The 19953-nt window shown below is 73.5% G+C and carries 19 protein-coding genes; 9 read left to right on the top strand and 10 right to left on the bottom strand.

All coding sequences use genetic code 11. The features are described 5' to 3' along the window. The 5 genes from folK to C1J00_RS18235 all read right to left on the bottom strand — a co-directional run. The coding region (gene folK, locus C1J00_RS18255) for a 2-amino-4-hydroxy-6-hydroxymethyldihydropteridine diphosphokinase (protein ID WP_102910141.1) at positions 1-451 on the bottom strand (451 nt) is incomplete at its 3' end. After that, entirely contained in the window at positions 448-807 is a 360-nt protein-coding gene (gene folB / locus C1J00_RS18250; protein WP_102910140.1) for a dihydroneopterin aldolase, read from the bottom strand. The genes folB and folK, both read right to left, overlap by 4 nt. Positions 808-1043: 236 nt before the next feature. Continuing rightward, a complete protein-coding gene (locus tag C1J00_RS18245) occupies positions 1044-1550 on the bottom strand; it encodes a nuclear transport factor 2 family protein (RefSeq protein WP_102910139.1) in 507 nt (168 codons plus the stop codon). Then, complete coding sequence (gene folP, locus C1J00_RS18240; RefSeq protein ID WP_102910138.1) at positions 1547-2428, bottom strand: dihydropteroate synthase; 882 nt, start codon at positions 2426-2428, stop codon at positions 1547-1549. Before folP ends, C1J00_RS18245 begins: the two co-directional genes overlap by 4 nt. A gap of 73 nt (positions 2429-2501) precedes the next feature. Continuing rightward, on the bottom strand, positions 2502-4334 hold the full coding sequence (locus C1J00_RS18235) for a phosphatidylglycerol lysyltransferase domain-containing protein (RefSeq protein WP_102910137.1): 1833 nt from the start codon (positions 4332-4334) through the stop codon (positions 2502-2504). Positions 4335-4565: 231 nt separating this feature from the next. Between C1J00_RS18235 and C1J00_RS18230 the strand changes: the two genes are divergently transcribed. Then, positions 4566-5684 carry an alpha/beta hydrolase gene (locus tag C1J00_RS18230; RefSeq protein WP_102910136.1) on the top strand — a complete coding sequence of 373 codons (1119 nt, stop codon included), beginning with the start codon at positions 4566-4568 and terminating at the stop codon, positions 5682-5684. Positions 5685-5860: 176 nt separating this feature from the next. After that, entirely contained in the window at positions 5861-7075 is a 1215-nt protein-coding gene (locus tag C1J00_RS18225) for a coiled-coil domain-containing protein (RefSeq protein WP_245936388.1), read from the top strand. Between the two features lie 37 nt (positions 7076-7112). On the opposite strand, the gene C1J00_RS18220 is transcribed toward C1J00_RS18225, so the two are convergent. Both C1J00_RS18220 and C1J00_RS18210 read right to left on the bottom strand, forming a co-directional pair. Further along, a complete protein-coding gene (locus C1J00_RS18220) occupies positions 7113-8402 on the bottom strand; it encodes a PH domain-containing protein (RefSeq protein ID WP_102910142.1) in 1290 nt (429 codons plus the stop codon). Between the two features lie 284 nt (positions 8403-8686). Further along, positions 8687-9217, bottom strand: coding sequence for a PH domain-containing protein (locus tag C1J00_RS18210; RefSeq protein ID WP_102910134.1), 531 nt, complete (start codon positions 9215-9217; stop codon positions 8687-8689). Positions 9218-9248: 31 nt separating this feature from the next. Here C1J00_RS18210 and C1J00_RS18205 point away from each other — a divergent pair, with 31 nt between their 5' ends. Then, on the top strand, positions 9249-10400 hold the full coding sequence (locus C1J00_RS18205) for an NADH-quinone oxidoreductase subunit D (protein WP_102910133.1): 1152 nt from the start codon (positions 9249-9251) through the stop codon (positions 10398-10400). Between the two features lie 3 nt (positions 10401-10403). Here the strand turns inward: C1J00_RS18205 and C1J00_RS18200 are convergent, their stop codons facing one another. Further along, a complete protein-coding gene (locus C1J00_RS18200; RefSeq protein WP_102910132.1) occupies positions 10404-11405 on the bottom strand; it encodes an SAM-dependent methyltransferase in 1002 nt (333 codons plus the stop codon). A 118-nt stretch (positions 11406-11523) separates the two neighbouring features. On the opposite strand from C1J00_RS18200, the gene C1J00_RS18195 reads away from it, so the two are divergent. Further along, positions 11524-12717: a sensor histidine kinase gene (locus C1J00_RS18195; protein ID WP_102910131.1), complete on the top strand. Its 1194-nt coding sequence runs from the start codon at positions 11524-11526 to the stop codon at positions 12715-12717. Between the two features lie 55 nt (positions 12718-12772). Beyond that, positions 12773-13441 (top strand): response regulator, encoded by a 669-nt coding sequence (locus C1J00_RS18190; protein ID WP_102910130.1) that lies wholly within the window; start codon positions 12773-12775, stop codon positions 13439-13441. A 23-nt stretch (positions 13442-13464) separates the two neighbouring features. On the opposite strand, the gene C1J00_RS18185 is transcribed toward C1J00_RS18190, so the two are convergent. Beyond that, the gene (locus tag C1J00_RS18185) at positions 13465-14571 is read right to left on the bottom strand and encodes a DUF5937 family protein (RefSeq protein ID WP_102910129.1); all 1107 of its coding nucleotides are present in this window, start codon (positions 14569-14571) and stop codon (positions 13465-13467) included. 159 nt (positions 14572-14730) lie between these two features. On the opposite strand from C1J00_RS18185, the gene C1J00_RS18180 reads away from it, so the two are divergent. Continuing rightward, positions 14731-14934, top strand: a complete 204-nt coding sequence (locus tag C1J00_RS18180) for a hypothetical protein (RefSeq protein WP_102910128.1) — start codon at positions 14731-14733, stop codon at positions 14932-14934. Here C1J00_RS18180 and C1J00_RS18175 read toward each other — a convergent pair. Next, positions 14927-16108, bottom strand: coding sequence for a threonine aldolase family protein (locus C1J00_RS18175; protein ID WP_102910127.1), 1182 nt, complete (start codon positions 16106-16108; stop codon positions 14927-14929). The two genes, C1J00_RS18180 and C1J00_RS18175, sit on opposite strands and share 8 nt — an antisense overlap. Before the next feature lie 181 nt (positions 16109-16289). Between C1J00_RS18175 and C1J00_RS18170 the strand changes: the two genes are divergently transcribed. From C1J00_RS18170 to C1J00_RS18160, 3 genes are all read left to right on the top strand, one after another. After that, positions 16290-17249 (top strand): Rossmann-like and DUF2520 domain-containing protein, encoded by a 960-nt coding sequence (locus C1J00_RS18170; RefSeq protein WP_102910126.1) that lies wholly within the window; start codon positions 16290-16292, stop codon positions 17247-17249. Further along, the gene (panC, locus tag C1J00_RS18165) at positions 17246-18247 is read left to right on the top strand and encodes a pantoate--beta-alanine ligase (protein ID WP_102910125.1); all 1002 of its coding nucleotides are present in this window, start codon (positions 17246-17248) and stop codon (positions 18245-18247) included. Before C1J00_RS18170 ends, panC begins: the two co-directional genes overlap by 4 nt. Further along, a partial coding sequence (locus C1J00_RS18160) for an L-aspartate oxidase (RefSeq protein WP_102910124.1) occupies positions 18244-19953 on the top strand: 1710 nt, incomplete at its 3' end. The genes panC and C1J00_RS18160, both read left to right, overlap by 4 nt.

Below are 19953 nucleotides of genomic sequence, written 5' to 3'. Positions count from 1 at the left end.
GGGGGAGGGTGAGCTGCGGGTCGTCGGAGACGACGTCGGCGTAGGAGACGATGTCGACGTCGAGGGTGCGCGGACCCCAGTGCTCGTCCCGGACGCGGTGGAAGGCCTCCTCGACCGCGTGCGCGCGCTCCAGGAGCGAGGAGGGCGGGAGGGTGGTCTTGAGGACCACGACGGCGTTGAAGTAGGCGGGCTGGCTGCCCGGGTCCACACCCCAGGGCTCGGTCTCGTAGACGGGGGAGACGCCCTTGATGCGCACGCCTGGCGTGTCCTCCAGGGCGTCGATGGCCCCCTGGAGGGTCTCCAGGCGGTTGCCGAGGTTGGAGCCGAGGGCGACCACGGCCCGTTTGGGGTTGGACAGGGTGGTGTCGGCGGCGTCGACCTTCTCGACGACGGAGGCGGGTACCGGCTGTACGGTCGGGTCGGTCGGACCCTTGATGAAGGGCGCGGTCATGCTCGGCTCCGGGTGATGGTGACGGTCACGTCGTCGAAGGGGACGGTGATCGGGGCGTCCGGTTTGTGGACGCAGACCTCGACCTCCTGCACTCCCTCGTGCTGCAGACAGGCCTGGGCGATGCGCTCGGCGAGCGTCTCGATGAGGTCGACGGGCTCGCCCTGGACGACGGCCACGACCTCCTCCGCCACGATGCCGTAGTGCACGGTCTTCGCCAGGTCGTCGTCGGCCGCGGCCGGTCGGGTGTCCAGGCCGAGGACGAGGTCCACGATGAAGGTCTGGCCCTCTTCGCGTTCCCGGGGGAACACGCCGTGGTGCCCGCGGGCCTTCAGGCCGCGCAGCGCGACACGATCCACGCGAATCACTCCTGCAATCGTCGGTCAGGGCCGGGCGGTGCCGTGTGCGGTCGGCAGACCGGCCTCGGTCGAATCTACCTGCGAGCACGGCCGGGCCCGGGTCACGGGGTGGGAGCTTCGGCCGGGCCCAGCAGGATTCATCCGGCGTTTCCCCTGGGAAACCCTTCGGTGCACAGGTTGGTAGCCGCCCCTACCCGGGCGTCCGTGATTCCAACCACTTCATGCCGCCTACCCACTCAGGCGGGGGTGTCGTCCTGCTCGTCCTCGTCGGTTTCGGCCAGGACGGGGGAAGCGTGGTGCGACCAGAGTTTCCACCCCAGGGGCGTGCGCCGGAACACGTTGGTGGCGACCACGAGCTGCCCGACGAGCGGGCCGAGCTCCTCGCCGGCGCCCTCGGGAGCGGGGCCGCCGCTGAGGATGTTCTCGGTGCAGTTCACCAGGGCGGTGTCGCCGGTGACCGAGACGTGCACGTCGGTGAGGAAGAACTGGATGTAGTCGGTGTTCGCCATGATCAGCGCGTACGACCGGAGGACCTCGCCGCGGCCGGTGAGCACGGGCCAGCCGGGGTGCACGCAGGAGACCACGCCGGTGTCGGCCGGGTCGTGGTAGCTCTCATCGACGCCCAGGTCGGCAGGGGTCAGCCAGAGCGACGCCAGTTCCTCGAAGTCGCCCTGCTCCAGTGCCTCGTAGAAGGCGGTGTTGGCGGCCTCGACCTGCTCGACGTCGGTGTGCGGGGCGCTCACCGGGCTCCCTCTGTGCGGGTGCGCGCCCCCGCGATGGCGCGGGCGACGCGGACCGCGTCGGCCGTGGCCCGGACCTCGTGCACGCGGACCGCCCATGCGCCGGCGTGCGCCGCGAGCGCGGAGACGGCGGCGGTGGCCGCGTCGCGTTCGCGTGCCGGTGGCGGCGGGCCGTCGGGGCCGGCGAGGACCCGGCCGAGGAAGCGTTTGCGGGACGCGGCGACGAGCAGGGGGTGGCCGAGGGCGAGGACCCGGTCGAGGCCCGCGAGGAGGGCGAGGTCGTGCTCGGCGTCCTTGGAGAAGCCGAGGCCGGGGTCGACGATGACGCGGTCGGGGGCGATGCCTCCGGCCAGGACGGCCTCCACGCGCGCGTGGAGTTCGTCGACGACTTCGGTGACGACGTCGGTGTACTCGCCCCTGACGTTGCCGCCCTGGAGGAAGCCGCGCCAGTGCATGACGACGAATGGGGCTCCGGCGTCGGCGACGGCCGGGATCATGCGGGGGTCGGCGAGACCGCCGCTGACGTCGTTGACGAGGGCGGCACCGGCCGCGAGGGCCCGTTCCGCGACGGACGCGCGCATGGTGTCGACGGAGACCGTGACGCCCTCGGAGGCCAGCCCGCGCACGACGGGGACGACGCGGCGCAGCTCCTCGGCCTCGTCGACCCGGGTGGCTCCGGGGCGGGTGGACTCGCCGCCGACGTCGACCAGGTCGGCGCCCTCGGTGACCAGGTCCAGGCCCCGCTTGACGGCGGCCGTGGTGTCGAAGAAGCGGCCGCCGTCGGAGAAGGAGTCGGGGGTGACGTTCACGACTCCCATGACCGCGCAGCGGTCCCGTTCCGGTAGGCCCGCCACGCGCCCGCGTCCGCTCTGGTTGCTCATATGTTCAGCGTAGGCCCCGGCGGGGGCCGTCAGGCGCTGCGGCCCGGGCGGCGGCCCCGTCCGGGGTGCCGGACTACGCCGCCCGGACACCCCGTTCCGCGGTGCCGTGGGCGCACGGGCGGTGGACGGCCCGGCGTCGCCGGCGCAGGACGCGCGGCAGGGGCAGGGCGAGGGTGACGAAGCCCTCGGCCTGCATGGCGGCGAAACCGATCCGGGGCAGGTCGGCGGAGGCGCGGTAGACGACGAAGCGCGGCTCCCAGCGCGGCCGGAACTTGGCGTTGAACCTGTACAGGGACTCGATCTGGAACCAGCGGGAGAGGAAGACCAGCAGTCCGCGCCAGGCGCGCAGAACCGGGCCGGCGCCGATCTTCTCGCCGCGTGCGAGGGCCGCGCGGAACATGGCGAAGTTGAGGGAGACGCGTGCGATGCCCAGCTTGGGGGCTGCCTGGAGGGCGGCGACGATGAGCAGTTCGTTCATGCCGGGGTCGGCCGAGCGGTCGCGGCGCATCAGGTCCAGGGAGACGCCGTCGGTGCCCCAGGGCACGAAGTGCAGGATCGCCTTCAGGTCGCCGTAGGGGCCGGGGTGGTCGTCCTGCTTGTGGGCGGTGGCGATGAGGCAGTCGCCGTCGGCGGGGTCGCCGACGCGGCCCAGGGCCATGGAGAAGCCGCGTTCGGTGTCGGTGCCGCGCCAGTCGTCGGCGGCCTGCCGGATGCGCTCCAGTTCGGCTTCGCCGAGGTCACGGACACGTCGTACCCGGGTTTCGTAACCGGCGCGCTCGATGCGCTTGACCATCTGGCGCACGTTGCGCATCGCGCGGCCGGCGAGGGAGAAATCCGCGACGTCCACCACCGCCTCGTCGCCCAGTTCGAGGGCGTCGAGCCCGGTCTCGCGGGTCCACACCTCGCCGCCCGTCTCGGAGCAGCCCATGACAGCGGGGGTCCAGGAGTGGGCCCTGGCCTCGTCCATGAACCGTTCGATGGCGCCGGGCCAGGCCTCGACGTCGCCGATCGGGTCGCCGCTGGCGAGCATCACGCCGGAGACCACGCGGTAGGTCACCGCGGCTTTGCCGCTGGGGGAGAAGACGACGGCCTTGTCGCGGCGCAGGGCGAAGTGGCCGAGGGAGTCGCGGCGCCCGTGCTTCTCCAGCAGGACGCGCAGCCGGGCCTCGTCCTCCTCGGTGAGCCGTGCGGCGGGGTGTTCGGGGCGGAAGGCCAGGTAGATGGTGGTGACGGCGGTGAGCAGGCCGAGGGCGCCGAGGGAGACGGCGACGGTCCAGGAGGTGTTGCCCTGGTAGGCGACCGGGCCCTCGAAGCCGAACAGGCCGTAGATGACGTGGGTGATGCGGTCGGCGAGGCTGGGGTCGCCGACGATGCGCTCGCCGTGGACGCTGACGACGAGCAGTCCGAGCAGGAGCGAACCGGCGCTCATGAGGACGAAGTTGGCCAGCGCCCGCCAGCGGCTGCGCGGGTCGGGCAGGGCGTTGAACTGGTCCCGGTGGCGCAGCAGGGGCGCCAGCAGCGCCAGGGAGATCAGCACGCCCAGCAGCGAGTGCCGGTAGGTGAACTGCGCGACGGCACCGGCGGGCAGGAGGGCCACCGCCGCTCGCCAGGCCCGGCGCTTGCCGCGCTTGAGGCCGTGGGCGAGCAGCAGCAACAGCACGCCGGTGCTGAGGGACAGGGCGGCCGCGAACGGGCCGAGCGCGCCGGGCAGGACCTCGGCGATGGCGTGCATCCGGCTGTGCCGGAAGCGGGGGAAGACGCCCGCGGCGATGTCCAGGACGCCCACCAGGGCGCAGGCTCTGCCGACGAGGACGGGGACGGCCTCGGGGCGTGGCCCGCGCGGTATCCGGCTCACCCGGCCCGGACGGGCCGTGCCGCTGTCGCGACGCGGAACCTCGCCCGACATTTCCTCATCTGTCCTGACAGACATCGCATCCCGTAGTTCTGCGAGAGACCTTGGATCCGGTGCCGATTCGGGCATCCGGCGACATTGCGCCCTCTAGGACGGTGTCTCGGGGGAAGAGGTTCACTCCCCGCGTCAAAGCCGTTTCAAAGGCCAAGGAAAGTCCGGGGCAAGTCCGCGCGAAGGAATGATCGCGGGCCGGCCGGACAGAGAGTGCGGACAGGTAATCAACCCATGGGTCTGACGAGCAACAAGGTGCTGGTGCTGGCGGTGCTGTCGGCCGTGCTGCTGTTCGCCGGCACGGTCTGGCTGTGGCCACGGCTGGCCCGGCGCAGTCGGCGTGCGGTGGCCGGGCGTATCGGCCTGCTCCTGGGCACCCAGCTGGCGCTGTTCGCCGCGGTGGGCCTCGCCGCCAACCAGGCCTTCGGCTTCTACGCCGGCTGGGCGGACCTGTTCGGGCAGGAGAAGGACCAGGGCGTGGTCGTCGACCACACCCCGGGCGGCGGTGCGCTGGAGGTGGTCGGCTCGCGCCGGGTGCCGGGGGCGGGCGCCGCGCTGCCCCGGGCCGGCGGCCGGGTCCAGCAGGTCGACATCGTGGGCCGTACGACGCGGATCGCCACGCCCGCGTACGTCTATCTGCCGCCGGAGTACTTCCAGCCGCGGTACCGCACCCACGAATTCCCGGCGGCCGTCGTGCTGACCGGCTATCCGGGTACGGCGTCCGCGCTGGTGGAGAAGCTGCAATATCCGCGTACCGCTCTGGAACTGGCCCGGGCGGGCCGGGCGGAGCCGATGATCCTCGTGATGCTGCGGCCCACCGTGGCGCCGCCCCGGGACACGGAGTGCGTCGACATCCCGGGCGGTCCGCAGACCGAGTCGTTCTTCGCGAAGGACCTCCCCGACGCGTTGCGCTCGCACTACAGGGTGGCCCGAAAGGCGAGCGGTCTGGGCATCATCGGCAACTCCACGGGCGGCTACTGCGCGTTGAAGATGGCTCTGCACCATCCGGGTGTGTACGCCGCCGGGGCGGGCTTGTCGGCGTACTACAAGGCGCCGGTCGACGCCACGACAGGCGATCTCTTCCAGGGCGACAAGGCGCTGCGCAATCGCGCCGACCTGTGGTGGTACCTCGCGCACATGCCGGCTCCCGACACGTCGCTGCTGGTCAGCAGCAGTAAGCGGGGCGAGACCAACTACCGGGACACGCTGAGGTTCATAGAGCGGGTGAAGGACACCGGGCGGACGGGGATCTCGTCGATCGTGCTGGAAAGCGGCGGGCACAACTTCAACACATGGCGGCGGGAGATTCCGGCGGCGTTGGAGTGGATGAGCGGGCGGCTGGCCCCGCGTTGAAATGATCTTGGGAATTGGGCGAGCGGCCGATTCCGGTTCTCCCCGAGTTCTGATGCCGTGTGAACGTTTCGGTGTGGTTTTGTTTTTGCGGGGTGGGTCACCATGATTCGCCTACGCGCGGTAAGTTTCTGGCCATGCCACGTGGACGTCACCGCCATTCCCCGCCCCTGCACAGGATGCTCCCCCCGTCGGCGATCGCAGGCGTCTCCCTCGTCTGCGCGTTGGGGCCCTGGCTGTTCACGGAGCCGATGGCGCTCCGCGGTCTGGCCGCGGCCGCCGCGGCCACGGCGGTCATCGGCGCGGTCGTGCTGCGCCGTTGGGACACCCAGGCGGGCAAGCGCGTCGCCGATCTCACGCGCGCGCGTGCGAGCGACGAGTGGCGCTTCGAGGAGCGGGTCGCCGAACTGGAGGCCGACCTGGAGGAGTCGCGTGAGCTGCGCGCGAAGCTGGAGCAGCGGTTGCGCGCCAAGCGCACGGAACTGGCCGGCCTGCGCAACGAGCACGCCGCGCTGCTGCGCCGGTACGCCACGGCGGAGACGGAACGCGCGAGCGTCCTCGAAGACCGCCGGATGCTCGAGATAGAGGCGACGGCTCCGGTACGGGCCGCGCTGCCGGCGGGGACGTCGGACAGGGGGGACAGGGGGGACACCGCGACGGCTGCGGACGAGGCCCCGGCAGCCGTCGCCGTGGAGGAGGAGGCTGCGGTTCCCGCCGTGTTCTCGCCCGAGGGTTCCCGGCTGTTCCTGCGGGCCGCGGCCGCACTCGCCCGGTTCGACGGCGAGACGGTGCCGGTCCCGGACCCGGACGGCGGCGGCGACGGGGACGGCGTACCGAAGGGCGAGGACGCGGAACCCGCGCAAGAGCAGGAGCCCGAGCAGGAGCAGCCGGAGCAAGAGCGGGCGGAGCAGCGGGAGCAGGCGCCGAAGGACGAGGCACCGGCGCAGTCCGACGCGGATGACGGGCACGAGCGCACGACCGCTGAGACCGCCGTGCCGGACGACGGTACCTCCGTGCCGGGCGACGGGACCGGCCGGCTGCCGGAGCCCGCGCGGGCCGAGCAGCCCGCGGGCCGGCGCTCCGGGCACTACGCCGTGCCGACCGCCGTGGCCGTCCCGCCGCAGTCGCCGGTGCGCCGTCCGCAGGCCGGGGGCGGGTTCGACTTCTTCGGCACCAAGGCGGGCACCTCGCGGGCGGCCCTGGAGGCCGTGCAGAACGAGGACCTCGCCGATGTCGTCGGCCAGGAGGCGCTCGCCCTGCACAAGGCCGAGACCGAGGCCCGCTACAAGCCGGCCGACGAGGAGTCGCGCGGTATCGGCCAGGTCATCGACCTGACGGCGCACGACGAGACGGAGCAGATCGACGTGCAGGGGCTGCGCAGCGCGGTGTCCTGACACTCGCTCCGACGAACAGGGCCCGGCGTCGGGGCGGTCATGCCATCCAGCGGTCCGGCCGCGCGTCCCGGCGCCCCGTGCGGGACCGCTCCGCCTGCGCCGCCAGCAGTTCGCGTGCCTCGGCCGCGTCCCGCAGCCGGGCTCGTACGGTCTTGTTCGCGCCCGTGTCCACACACACGTCGGCGAGGCCCCGGGCCCGCTCCCACGGCCCTTGAGTCAACCGCACGCTCTGCACCTTGGCGTGTGGCACCAGCGCCAGGCTCCGCCGCAGCAGCCCGGACCGGGACGCGAACACCGCGTCCGTGACGGCGAGTCCGTATCCGCGCCACCACAACGGCACGCACCAGCGGGCACTGCGCGGCGCCGGTGACAGGGCCGCCGGTCCCGGCACGCTCACCCCTGGCAGCACGCGCGCGACGACGTCCTCGGCGATCTCGCGCGGAGCGACCGGCACCAGCACGGAGTTGGACGAGCCCGCCACGTCCAGTTCCACGCGGACCCAGCCGCGCCGCCGCCACAGCAGCGGTTCGACGATCCGCACGGTCTGGACACGTCCCGGCGGCACCGTCTCGTGGGACCGGTCCAGCAGCCCGTGGTCGATGCGCAGCCCGTCGGGCGATTCGGCCAGCGTCCAGTCGTACTCGGCGACGAACCGTCCGACGCTGCTCGCGCCCGCCGCGCCCAGCAGCGGCAGGGCGACCGCGAGGACCGTCCACAGGCTGTGGGTGACGAGCCACAGCACCGGCGGGACGACGAGCGCCGCGGCCAGCGACGCCCAGGTCGCGGCCGTCAGCACCAGCGACAGGGCGAGAACGCCGGGCGGCACCCGCAGCAGTTGCCGGGAGGGGGCCTCACCCACCTCGTGGGCGGTCTCGGGTGCGAAACCGGCCGCCCGGGCGAGCAGTTCGGCCCGCAGCGTCCGCGCCTCGTCGGCGCCGAGGAAGGCCAGTTCGTCCTTCTTGTCGGTGCCTATGACGTCGAGTTTCAGCTTGGCGACGCCCGCGACCCGGGCCAGCAGCGGCTGGGTGACGTCGACCGCCTGGATCCGCTCCAGGCGGATGTGCGCCACGCGCCGGAAGACGAGCCCGGTACGGATGCGCAGTTCGCTCTCGGTCACCGCGAAGTGCGTGAACCACCAGGAGCAGAAGCCGTAGAGGGCGGCGGCCGGGACGAGCACGGCGAGGCCGATCAGCAGTGTGGTCGTCGTCAGCCGGGTCAGATGGCGCTGCGCTCCGTCGGGGTCGTGCACGGCCCAGCCGATGAGCACGGCGACCGGCGCCCAGGCGCGGCGCAGCGGGGTGACGGGGTGCAGCCGCCGCTCGGTCACCTCGGTGGCGGTCTCGGCGGTCTCGGAGGCGGTCTCGGTGACCTCGGTGGCGGTGTCGGTGGCGGTCTTGGCGACCTCGGAAGCCTCGGCGGCCTCGGCGGTCTCGGCGGTCTCGGCGGTCTCGGAGGCTTCGGTGACCTCGGCGGCGGCCTCGGCGGCCTCGGTGACCCCGGCGGCGGCCTCGGAGGCGGCCTCGGTGACCCCGGCGGCGGCCTCGGTGACCTCGGCGGCGGTCTCGGCGGTCTCGGCCGTGGCCTTCGAGGCCTCGGCGCCCCCGGGCGCCGTCACAGCCCCGCCGACCGGGCTTCGCCCAGCTCGGTGAGCCGGTCGCGCAGCCGCTCCGCCTCGGCCGGGTCCAGGCCGGGGATGGTCGCGTCGGTCCACGCGGCGGCCGTGTGCAGCTGCACGCTGGCCAGCCCGAAGTGCCGCTCGACGGGCCCGGAGGTGACCTCGACCAGCTGCATCCGCCCGTACGGCACGACCGTCTCCTCGCGCCACAGCACACCACGGCTGATCAGCAGGTCGTCGGCGCGCTCGGTGTACCGCCAGGAACGCCAGTTGCGCTCCAGCATCACCCAGCCCCAGACCAGCAGCGCCAGCGGCGGCAGCGCGAAGGCGGCCCAGGCGGGCCCGGCCAGCAGCCCCGGCACCAGCCCGGCGGCCAGGGTGATCAGCCCGAGCCACACCACCAGCAGCAGCCGGCGCATCTTCAGCAGGCCGGGCGGCAGCGCGATCCACACCGGCTCGCCCCCGGCGGCCTCGATCGTGCTCTGCGACGCGTCCGGTCCCGTGTCCTGCGGACTCCCCGTATCCATGGGGCCAGCGTACGTAGGAGAGACTGTGTCCATGACTCCTACGACGGAGACCATGGTCGGAATCGGCGGCGCCGCGGAGAGCACCGACATGGTGCTCAACATCGGGCCGCAACACCCCTCCACCCATGGTGTGCTGCGGCTGAAGCTCGTCCTGGACGGCGAGCGCATCAGGCACGCGGAGCCGGTGATCGGCTACATGCACCGCGGCGCGGAGAAACTGTTCGAGGCGCGCGACTACCGCCAGATCATCATGCTCGCCAACCGCCACGACTGGCTGTCGGCGTTCTCCAACGAGCTGGGCGTGGTCCTGGCGGTGGAGCGGATGCTCGGCATGGAGGTCCCCGAACGCGCGGTGTGGCTGCGCACGCTGCTCGCCGAGCTGAACCGGGTGCTCAACCACCTGATGTTCCTCGGCTCGTACCCGCTGGAACTGGGCGGGATCACTCCGATCTTCTACGCGTTCCGGGAGCGCGAGGAGCTCCAGCACGTCATGGAGGAGATCTCCGGCGGGCGGATGCACTACATGTTCAACCGCGTGGGCGGCCTCAAGGAGGACCTGCCGGCCGGGTGGACCACGCGCGCGCGGACCGCCGTCGCCGACGTGCGCTCCCGCATGGACCGCTTCGACGACCTGGTGCTCGGCAACGAGATCTTCCGCGGCCGCACCAGGAACGTCGGTGTCCTCACCCCGGAGGCCGTGCACGCGTACGGGGTCAGCGGGCCGATCGGCCGCGGCTCCGGCGTCGACTTCGACCTGCGCCGGGACGAGCCCTACCTCGCCTACGGCGACCTCCAGGACACGCTGAAGGTGGTCACCCGGCAGGAGGGCGACTGCCTGGCCCGCTTCGAGTGCCTCCTGGAGCAGACGCACAACGCGCTGGACCTGGCCGACGCCTGCCTCGACCGGCTCGCCGAGCTGCCGCCCGGGCCGGTCAACCAGCGGCTCCCGAAGGTTCTGAAGGCCCCCGAGGGCCACACGTACGCGTGGACCGAGAACCCCCTCGGCATCAACGGCTACTACCTCGTCAGCAAGGGCGAGAAGACCCCGTACCGGCTGAAGCTGCGTTCGGCGTCGTACAACAACATCCAGGTGCTGACGGAGCTGCTGCCGGGGACGCTGGTCGCGGACATGGTGGCGATCCTGGGGTCGATGTTCTTCGTGGTCGGGGACGTCGACAAGTAGGGCTCATCCCTGGAACGGGTCCGGGATCCCGAGCGGCTGGACCAGCCAGCCGAAGCCGCCCAGCCCGGCCGCCGCGGTGAGCTCGGCGGCCTCTCCGGCGCTCGCGAGGGCGCGTACGTATGCGGCGGGGTCGGTGGAGGCCAGCGTGAGCGGGGGGCGCGCGCCGGTCACGCCCAGGGTGCGCAGCGCCTCACGCTGGGGGAGCACGCGTCCTCCGGGCAGCGCGCACGCGTCCAGGGCGACGTGCGCGGTGATGTCGCAGGAGCCGTCGGGCACCGGTGTGGTCTCGCGGCCCTCGCTGAAGCCGGTCAGCGTCCCGTACGGGGGCCGGGCGTCCGCCGTGTGCGCGTAGTCCACGGCCACGGCGAGCCCCCGCCCGAGCGTCGCGACAGCCGCGGCCCACGCCTCGTCCCGGGGCAGGCCGATCTCGGCCCGCAGCCCCTCCTCGCCGGGCAGCGGCCACCACCGCTGCAGCCACCGCGCCTGCGCCCCGTCCACCGGCTCCCCGAGCCGCTCGCTCCCGTCCTCCCGGACCAGCACGAGCCGCGCGGCGCCCGCGGCGTCCACCTCAGCGACCTCCAGGGGCACGTTGTCCAGCCATTCGTTGGCGAACAGCAGCCCGGTCGTCCCCTGCGGGGGCTCGGCCAGCCACTCGATCCGGTGATCGAGGCCGACCGGCCGTTCGGCGATGTCGACGGCGTACGCGCGCGTGCGGGCCGCCACGCCGGCGGGCAGCGCGGCGAGCACCCCGCCCGTCAGCTCGCCCCGCCCGGCCGCCATGTCGACGAAGTCCAGGGCCGCCGGGCGTCCGAGCGCCTCGTCGACCCGGCACAGCAGCCGCGCCACGGCCCCGGCGAAGAGCGGCGACGCGTGCACGGACGTCCGGAAATGCCCGGCCGGTCCCTCCGCGCGCCGGTAGAAGCCCCCCGGCGCGTACAGGGCGTCCTGCGCCGCCGCACGCCACCCGCGCCACTCCGGCCACTCTTGCCTCGTCCCTGCCGTCACGGGGCCAGGCTATGCGGACACAACGAACGCAACTCCACCTTGCGGAGTACACGCGCCCGGTGCGGATCGGTCCTCCGGTTGACCCCTGCACCTATCCCCCTTCCCTACGCTGGGTTACGTGCAGCGCCTCTATGACTTCCTCCGCAGGCACCCGATGTGGGTCGACGGCTTCTGGGCCGTGGTCCTCCTCGGGATTTCGATGCTGGGCGGGGCGGCGGGAGAGCGGATCGGCCCGTGGGCCGCCGTCATCCCGGTCACGCTGCTGCTGAGCCTCGTGGTCGCGCTGCGCCGCCGGATGCCGGAGAAGATGCTGGTGCTGGCGGCCGCGGTCGGTGTGGCGCAGCTGATCACCGACGTCGCGATCCTGCCCGCGGACTTCGCCATGCTGGTGATCGTCTACACGGTCGCGGCGGAAGGTGCCCGCTGGGCCTCCCGCTTCGCGCTGGTCGCCGGCCTGTGTGCCGCCCCCCTGGCACAGCTGCGCTGGTCGAACGAACAGACCGGTGTCGCGGGTGACATCGCCCTGGCGGTCCTGCAGACCGTCCCCTTCGCCCTCGCCTGGGTGCTCGGCGACTCCATCCGCACCCGGCGCGCCTACTTCGCGCAGCTGGAGGAACGGGCCGCCCGCCTGGAGAAGGAGCGCGAGGCGCAGTCCAAGGTCGCCGTCGCCGCCGAACGCGCCCGGATCGCACGCGAGCTGCACGACGTCGTCGCGCACAACGTCTCGGTGATGGTGGTCCAGGCCGACGGCGCCGCCTACGTCCTCGACGCGGCGCCCGACCAGGCGAAGAAGGCCCTGGAGACCATCTCCTCCACCGGCCGCCAGGCCCTCGCCGAGATGCGCCGCCTGCTCGGCGTGCTGCGCACCGGCGAACACCAGGAGGCCGGCGAGTACGTGCCGCAGCCCGACGTGCAGCAGATCGAGGACCTCGTCGAGCAGTGCCGCGGCTCCGGACTGCCCGTCGACTTCAAGGTCGAGGGCACGCCCCGCCCGCTGCCCAGTGGCGTCGAGCTCACCGCCTACCGCATCGTGCAGGAGGCGCTCACCAACACCCGCAAGCACGGCGGACCCAACGTGGGCGCGAGCGTCCGCCTGGTCTACTTCGACGACGGCCTCGGCCTGCTCGTCGAGGACGACGGCAAGGGCGCCCCGCACGAGCTGTACGAGGAGGGCGGGTTCGACGGCCAGGGCCACGGTCTGATCGGCATGCGCGAGCGGGTCGGTATGGTCGGCGGCACCCTGGACGCGGGTCCGCGCCCGGGCGGAGGATTCCGCATCAGTGCCCTGCTGCCGCTCAAACCCGCGCACTGATCCCGGCACACGCCCCTCACTGACACCTGTAACGATCCCGATGGAAAGAGGCCCGATGACGATCCGCGTGATGCTCGTCGACGACCAGGTGCTGCTGCGCACCGGGTTCCGGATGGTGCTCGCCGCCCAGCCGGACATGGAGGTCGTGGCGGAGGCGGGCGACGGCGTCGAGGCCCTCCAGGAGCTGCGGACGGCCGAGGTCGACGTGGTGCTGATGGACGTCCGCATGCCGAAGCTCGACGGGGTGGAGACGACCCGCCGGATCTGTGCGGACACCGACCCGCCGAAGGTGCTCATCCTGACCACCTTCGACCTCGACGAGTACGCCTTCTCCGGGCTGAAGGCGGGCGCCTCCGGCTTCATGCTCAAGGACGTGCCGCCGGCTGAGCTGCTGACCGCGATCAGGGCCGTGCACAGCGGTGACGCGGTCGTGGCGCCCTCCACCACCCGGCGCCTCCTGGACCGCTTCGCCCCGATGCTGCCCGGCGCCAAGCAGCCCCAGCACAAGGAGCTGGAACGCCTCACCGAGCGGGAGCGCGAGGTCATGATGCTGGTCGCGCAGGGGCTGTCCAACGGCGAGATCGCGGCGCGGCTGGTGCTGTCGGAGGCGACGGTGAAGACGCACGTGGGCCGCATCCTGACCAAGCTCGGGCTCCGGGACCGGGTGCAGGTCGTGGTCTTGGCCTACGAGACGGGGCTGGTGCGGGCCGGCGGGCACGGCTGACCCGCGGGCCGGCTGCCCGCCGACTACCTGAGGATCCCTTCCAGGAACTCGCTGCCGAGCCGGGCCACCACCGTCACGTCCAGCTGGTGCAGGACGTAGCGACCGCGGCGGCGGGTGGTGATCAGCCCCGCCTTCTTCAGCACGGCCAGATGCCGGGATATCTCCGGGGCCGTCATGCCGTGCACCTGCGCCAGCTCGCTGGTGGTGTGCGCGCTGCGGGCCAGATGGCGGCACATGCGCATCCGGACCGGATGGGACAGCGCGGTCATCCGCATGGCCAGCTGTTCGAGCGTCTGCGGTGCGGTCGGCTCCGGGGAGCCGACCGGGTAGTGCAGCACCGGCTGCCAGCCGTACCGGTGCAGGACCATCAGATGCGGCCAGCCGAGGCTGGTGGGGACCAGCAGCAGGCCGCCGTCGCCCGTGGCCGTGCGGCCGTCGCCCAGTTTGTCGACCGAGATCCGGGCGGCGGTCTCGTCGAGCGTGATCGCCGGGGACACCGCGGCCAGCGCCTCGGCCAGGCCCTTGCGACGCAGCAGGTCCGTCTTGTGCCGGGCGTCCGCCGCGAGCTGGTGGCGCAGCCGGGACCAGGCCTCCGCGAAGAACGCCTCGTCGCAGTCCCGGAGGAACTGCCGCAGCCAGGCCCGGATCCTGGGCGGGTCGGCCAGCAGCCGCTCGCCGAAGCGCAGTTGCAGCGGTCCGCGCGCGGCGGCCAGGTCCAGCGCGCGGCGGCGCGTCTCCTCGTCGGACAGCACCGTCGGCCCGCACGCGTCGTAGCCGACGGCACAGGTGAACTCCAGTGCCGCGTCCACGAACTGCTCGTCGGACAGCTTGTCGAGCTGGTCCAGCTCCTCGGCGAGGGTGGCGCCCGGCAGCGTGTGCCGGTCGGGCAGACCGGCCCAGGGCAGGAACAGGTCCGAGAACGTCGTCCGCCACAGGAAGTCCGCCTCGCACATGCGGTCGGCCAGATGCGGGTCGAGCCGGGCCGTCACGCCCGTCACCCAGCCCTGCAGGCCCGGGTGGTGCGCCGGTTCGGACAGCGCGTGCAGCGCCATGCCCAGCTCGGCCAGGGGCGAGGGCACGACGGCCACCTCCTCCGGCCGCAGCCCCCTGATGTCGACGTGCACGCTCATGCCCTCATGGTGCACCCGGCCACTGACAACGCCCCCGACGATTGACGGGCCTCGTCAATCGACGCGACGCCGGGTGCGGCGCGGACGCACGGTGGGAGCTCCGGCGCAGCCGCGGAGCCTTCGGACCTCCATCACCCCGTCCCGCAGAGGCGATTGACCATGAGCATCACGCAGCAGTACCTCCTCGACGCCTACCGCGCCCGCTCCCTCGGTGAGCCCGTCCCGCCCGCGCCGGGCACGCACGACCGGCGGGTCGCACCGCAGCGGCGTGGCGACCGGCGGTTCCGCGCGGTCCTCGCGGGCCGCCCGGTCCGCCACCGGTTCGGGGCCGCCCTGGACCGGTGGCGGCGGCGCCCTACCTGACCTGTTCCGGCAGCCGGGCCACGAACTCCGCCACCGCCGCCTTCACGTCCTCGGCGGTCCACTCCAGCCCGGCGGCCCGCACGTGCACCTCCGTCAGCGCCAGCCCGGGCCCGCCCCGGTCCCAGGCGCTGCCGAACAGCACGACCCCCGTCTCCTCGGCCGTCCGCACCGCCGCCTCCCCGAGGACGTCCGGCTCGTACGGCAGCCACACCTGGAAGTCGTGGGTGTGCGGCACCTCCGGGTGCACGCGCGCCCACGGCACCCCGGCCGCCGCGAAGCCCTCGCGCAGGGCGGCGGCCACCACGCGCGCGTGACCCACGTACTCCGGCAGCCGGGGCAGCTGCCGCTCCAGCCCGACCAGCGCCGACAGGGCCGTGGGGAACTGCTGGAAGACCATGCCGCCGTACCGGTGCCGCCAGGCCCTCGCCTCCTCGACGAGCTCCCTGGGCCCCGCGAGCGCCGCGCCGCCGAACGCCTCAAGGGACTTGTAGAACGACACGTAGACGCTGTCGGCCAGGCCCGCGATCTCCTCCAGGGGCCGCCCGAAGTGGACGGTGGACTCCCAGAGGCGGGCCCCGTCGAAGTGCACCACCGCGTCCCGGTCCCGCGCGGCCTGAACGACGTCGGTGAGCTCCTCCCAGCCGGGCAGCACGAAACCGGCGTCCCTGAGGGGCAGTTCCAGCATCAGCGTCCCGAAGGGCTCCTCGAAGTCGCGTACCTCGGCGGCGGTCGGAAGCCGTGGCTCGCTCGTCAGCCGCAGCGGACGCAGGCCCCCGACCTCGCTGAACGCGTTCCGCTCGTGCACCTCGGGATGGCTGAGCGCGTGCAGGGCGACGGCCGGGTTCCCGGTGCGGCCCGCCCAGCAGCGCAGGGCCACCTGCTGGGCCATCGTGCCCGTCGGGAAGAACGCGGCGGCCTCGGTGCCGAGCAGCCCGGCGACCTTCGTCTCCAGCGCCTCGACGACACCGTCGCCGTACAGGTCGGACAACTGGTCCAGGTCGTGGACGCCCTCCGCCTCCTCCAGCACCGCCAGACGCTCCCGGAGGGTCTGGTGGAAGCCGAAGCGCGCGAACACCCGCCGGGCCGTGCGATGGGCGGCCAGCCGCCGCTCGCGCAGCCGCGGCCCCCGGTCCTCGTCCGTCACCTGATCGTCGCGTTCCGCCGTATCGGTCATGCCCCGGATCCTCTCCCGCGCGCGGGGAGCCCGGCATCGGCATTTCCTTTCGCCGTACCGGGGATGCCGCACGGGCATGCACAGCCTGTGGACGACCGAACGCCCCTCGAACCGATCGCGTTAACATGACGAGAAATCGTCCGGTACCCGGAGCGGACTGGAACGGGAAGGCCGCCGTCGAGTGAACACAACCCCACAGCCAGATCCCCAGGACCGCCCCGCGCGGCTCACCGTCGGCGTCGTCGGCGCCGGCCGCGTGGGTCCGGCGCTGGCGGCGGCCCTGCAACTCGCCGGGCACCGCCCGGTCGCCGTCTCCGCCGTCTCGGACGCGTCCCGGCGCCGCGCCGGGCAACTGCTGCCCGACGTGCCGGTGATGCCGCCCGCCGAGGTCCTCCAGCGGGCCGACCTGGTGCTGCTGACCGTTCCCGACGACGCCCTGCCCGGCCTGGTGACCGGCCTCGCGGACACCGGGTCCGTACGGCCGGGGCAGCTCCTCGTCCATACCTCCGGGCGCTACGGCGCGAGGGTCCTCGACCCCGCCCTGCGCGCGGGCGCCCTGCCGCTCGCCCTGCACCCCGCGATGACCTTCACGGGCACGCCCGTGGACGTCCAGCGCCTGGCCGGCTGCTCCTTCGGCGTCACCGCGCCCGAGGAACTGCGCCTGGCCGCCGAGGCCCTGGTCATCGAGATGGGCGGCGAGCCGGAGTGGATCGCCGAGGAGAACCGGCCGCTCTACCACGCGGCTCTCGCCCTGGGCGCCAACCACCTGGTCACGCTGGTCGCCCAGTCCATGGAGCTGCTGAGCGCCGCCGGCGTCTCGGCCCCCGACCGGATGCTCGGCCCGCTGCTCGGCGCGGCCCTGGACAACGCCCTGCGCTCCGGCGACGCGGCCCTCACCGGCCCGGTCGCGCGCGGGGACGCGGGCACGGTCGCCGCACACGTCACCGAGCTGCGCCGGCACGCCCCGCAGACGGTTGCCGGCTACCTGGCGATGGCCCGCGCGACCGCCGACCGGGCCCTGGCCCACGGCCTGCTGAAGCCGGAGCTCGCCGAGGACCTCCTCGGGGTACTCGCCGACGGGACCGGCGGGACCGGCGGCGGCACCGGCGGCACCGACAGCACCGGAGGGGACGCCCGATGACCACCACCCTGCTGCGCACCGCCGGGGAACTGCACGCGCACGCGCTTGCGGGCCGCCGTGCCGTGGTGATGACCATGGGTGCGCTGCACGAGGGCCACGCCACCCTGATCCGCACCGCGCGCGGCATCGCCGGGCCGGACGGCGAGGTCGTCGTCACCGTCTTCGTCAACCCGCTCCAGTTCGGCCAGGGCGAGGACCTCGACCGCTACCCGCGCACCCTGGACGCCGACATCGCGCTCGCCGGACAGTCGGGCGCGGACGTCGTGTTCGCACCCTCCGTGGACGAGGTCTACCCCGGCGGCGAGCCCGAGGTCCGCATCACCGCCGGCCCCATGGGCGAGCGCCTGGAGGGCTCCTCCCGTCCCGGCCACTTCGACGGCATGCTCACCGTCGTCGCCAAGCTGCTGCACCTCACCCGCCCCGACATCGCGCTGTACGGCCAGAAGGACGCCCAGCAGCTCGCGCTGATCCGCCGCATGGTGCGGGACCTGAACTTCGGCGTGGACATCGTCGGCGTGCCCACCGTCCGCGAGGAGGACGGCCTGGCCCTGTCCAGCCGCAACCGCTACCTGTCGGCCGCTGAGCGGCGCACCGCCCTCGCCCTGTCCGGGGCCCTGTTCGCGGGCCAGGACCGGCACGCCGCGCAGGAGGCGCTGCGTGCCCGGGCCCGCGAAGTGCCCGCCACGCGCGCGCGTGCCGAGGCGCTCAGCGCCATAGGGGAGTCCCGCGCGGCGGCCGACACGCACGCCGTGGCGACGGCCGCCCCGGGCGGCCCGGCGGCCGTCCGCGCGGCCGCCCGCCAGGTCCTCGACGAGGCCGCGCGCCTCGACCCGCCGCTCGCGCTGGACTACCTCGCCCTGGTCGACCCGTCCGACTTCACGGAGATCGGGGACGACTTCACGGGCGACGCGGTCCTCGCCGTCGCCGCCCGGGTCGGGGCGACCCGGCTGATCGACAATGTCCCCCTCACCTTCGGAAGCTTCGGAGCCGCCTCGTGACCACGACAGGCATACGACTGCACGCGCCCGCCCCCGGGTGGTCCATCGCCGCGGACGTGGTCGTCGTCGGCTCCGGCGTCGCCGGCCTGACCGCGGCCCTGCGCTGCGAGGCCGCCGGCCTGCGGACGGTCGTCGTCACCAAGGCCCGTCTCGACGACGGCTCCACCCGCTGGGCGCAGGGCGGCATCGCCGCGGCCCTCGGCGAGGGCGACACCCCCGAGCAGCACCTCGACGACACCCTGGTCGCGGGCGCGGGCGTGTGCGACGAGGAAGCGGTCCGCCTCCTCGTCACCGAGGGCCCCGACGCCGTACGCCGCCTCATCGAGACCGGCGCCCGGTTCGACGCGTCCTCCGAGGGCGAGCTGGAACTGACCCGCGAGGGCGGCCACCACCGCCGCCGCATCGCCCACGCCGGCGGCGACGCCACCGGCGCCGAGATCTCCCGCGCCCTGGTCGACGCCGTCCGCGCGCGGGGTATGCGCACCGTCGAGAACGCGCTCGTGCTGGACCTCCTCACGGACGCCGAGGGCCGTACCGCCGGTGTGACCCTGCACGTCATGGGGGAGGGCCAGCACGACGGCGTGGGGGCCGTCCACGCCCCCGCGGTGGTCCTCGCGACCGGCGGCATGGGCCAGGTCTTCTCCGCCACCACCAACCCGTCGGTGTCGACGGGCGACGGCGTGGCGCTCGCGCTGCGGGCGGGGGCGGAGGTCAGCGACCTGGAGTTCGTCCAGTTCCACCCGACCGTGCTGTTCCTGGGCCCGGACGCGGAGGGGCAGCAGCCCCTGGTCTCCGAGGCCGTGCGCGGCGAGGGCGCCCACCTGATCGACGCCGGCGGCGTGCGCTTCATGGCCGGACAGCACGAACTGGCCGAACTGGCCCCCCGCGACATCGTCGCCAAGGGCATCACGCGCCGCATGCAGGAGCAGGACGCCGAGCACATGTACCTCGACGCCCGGCACTTCGGCGCCGAGATGTGGGAGCACCGCTTCCCGACGATCCTCGCCGCCTGCCGCGCCCATGGCATCGACCCGGTCACCAGCCCCATCCCGGTCGCCCCGGCCGCCCACTACGCCTCCGGCGGCGTCCGCACCGACTCCCACGGCCGTACGACCGTCCCCGGCCTGTACGCGTGCGGCGAGGTCGCCTGCACCGGCGTGCACGGCGCCAACCGCCTGGCGTCCAACTCCCTGCTCGAAGGCCTCGTCTACGCCGAGCGGATCGCGGCCGACATCGCGGCGAACGGCCTGCACGCGCGTGTGCCCCAGCCGGTCCCGCACCCGGAGACCCCCGAGCACCCTCTGCAGACCCCCGAGGCCCGCTTCACGATCCAGCGGATCATGACGGCCGGGGCGGGCGTCCTGCGCTCGGCGGGCTCCCTCACCAAGGCCGCCGACCAGCTCCAGCGCCTGCACACCGACGCCCGGGAGGCCCTCGCCGAGAACGGCAAGACGGCCGAGGCCGGCGTCGACACCTGGGAGGCCACCAACCTCCTGTGCGTCGCCCGTGTCCTGGTCGCCGCCGCCCTGCTGCGCGAGGAGACGCGGGGCTGCCACTGGCGCGAGGACCGCCCCGAGCGTGACGACAGCGGCTGGCGCCGCCACATCGTCGTGACCCTGAACCCGGACCGCACGCTGGCCGTGCACACCACGGACACCACAGACTTCCCTCCGACGACCTTCCCGCCCCAGGCCCCCCAGGAGCAG

The organism is Streptomyces cahuitamycinicus (assembly GCF_002891435.1).
GTDB classification, from domain to species: Bacteria; Actinomycetota; Actinomycetes; order Streptomycetales; family Streptomycetaceae; genus Streptomyces; species Streptomyces cahuitamycinicus.
This window is presented reverse-complemented; position numbering and strand designations above follow the sequence as displayed.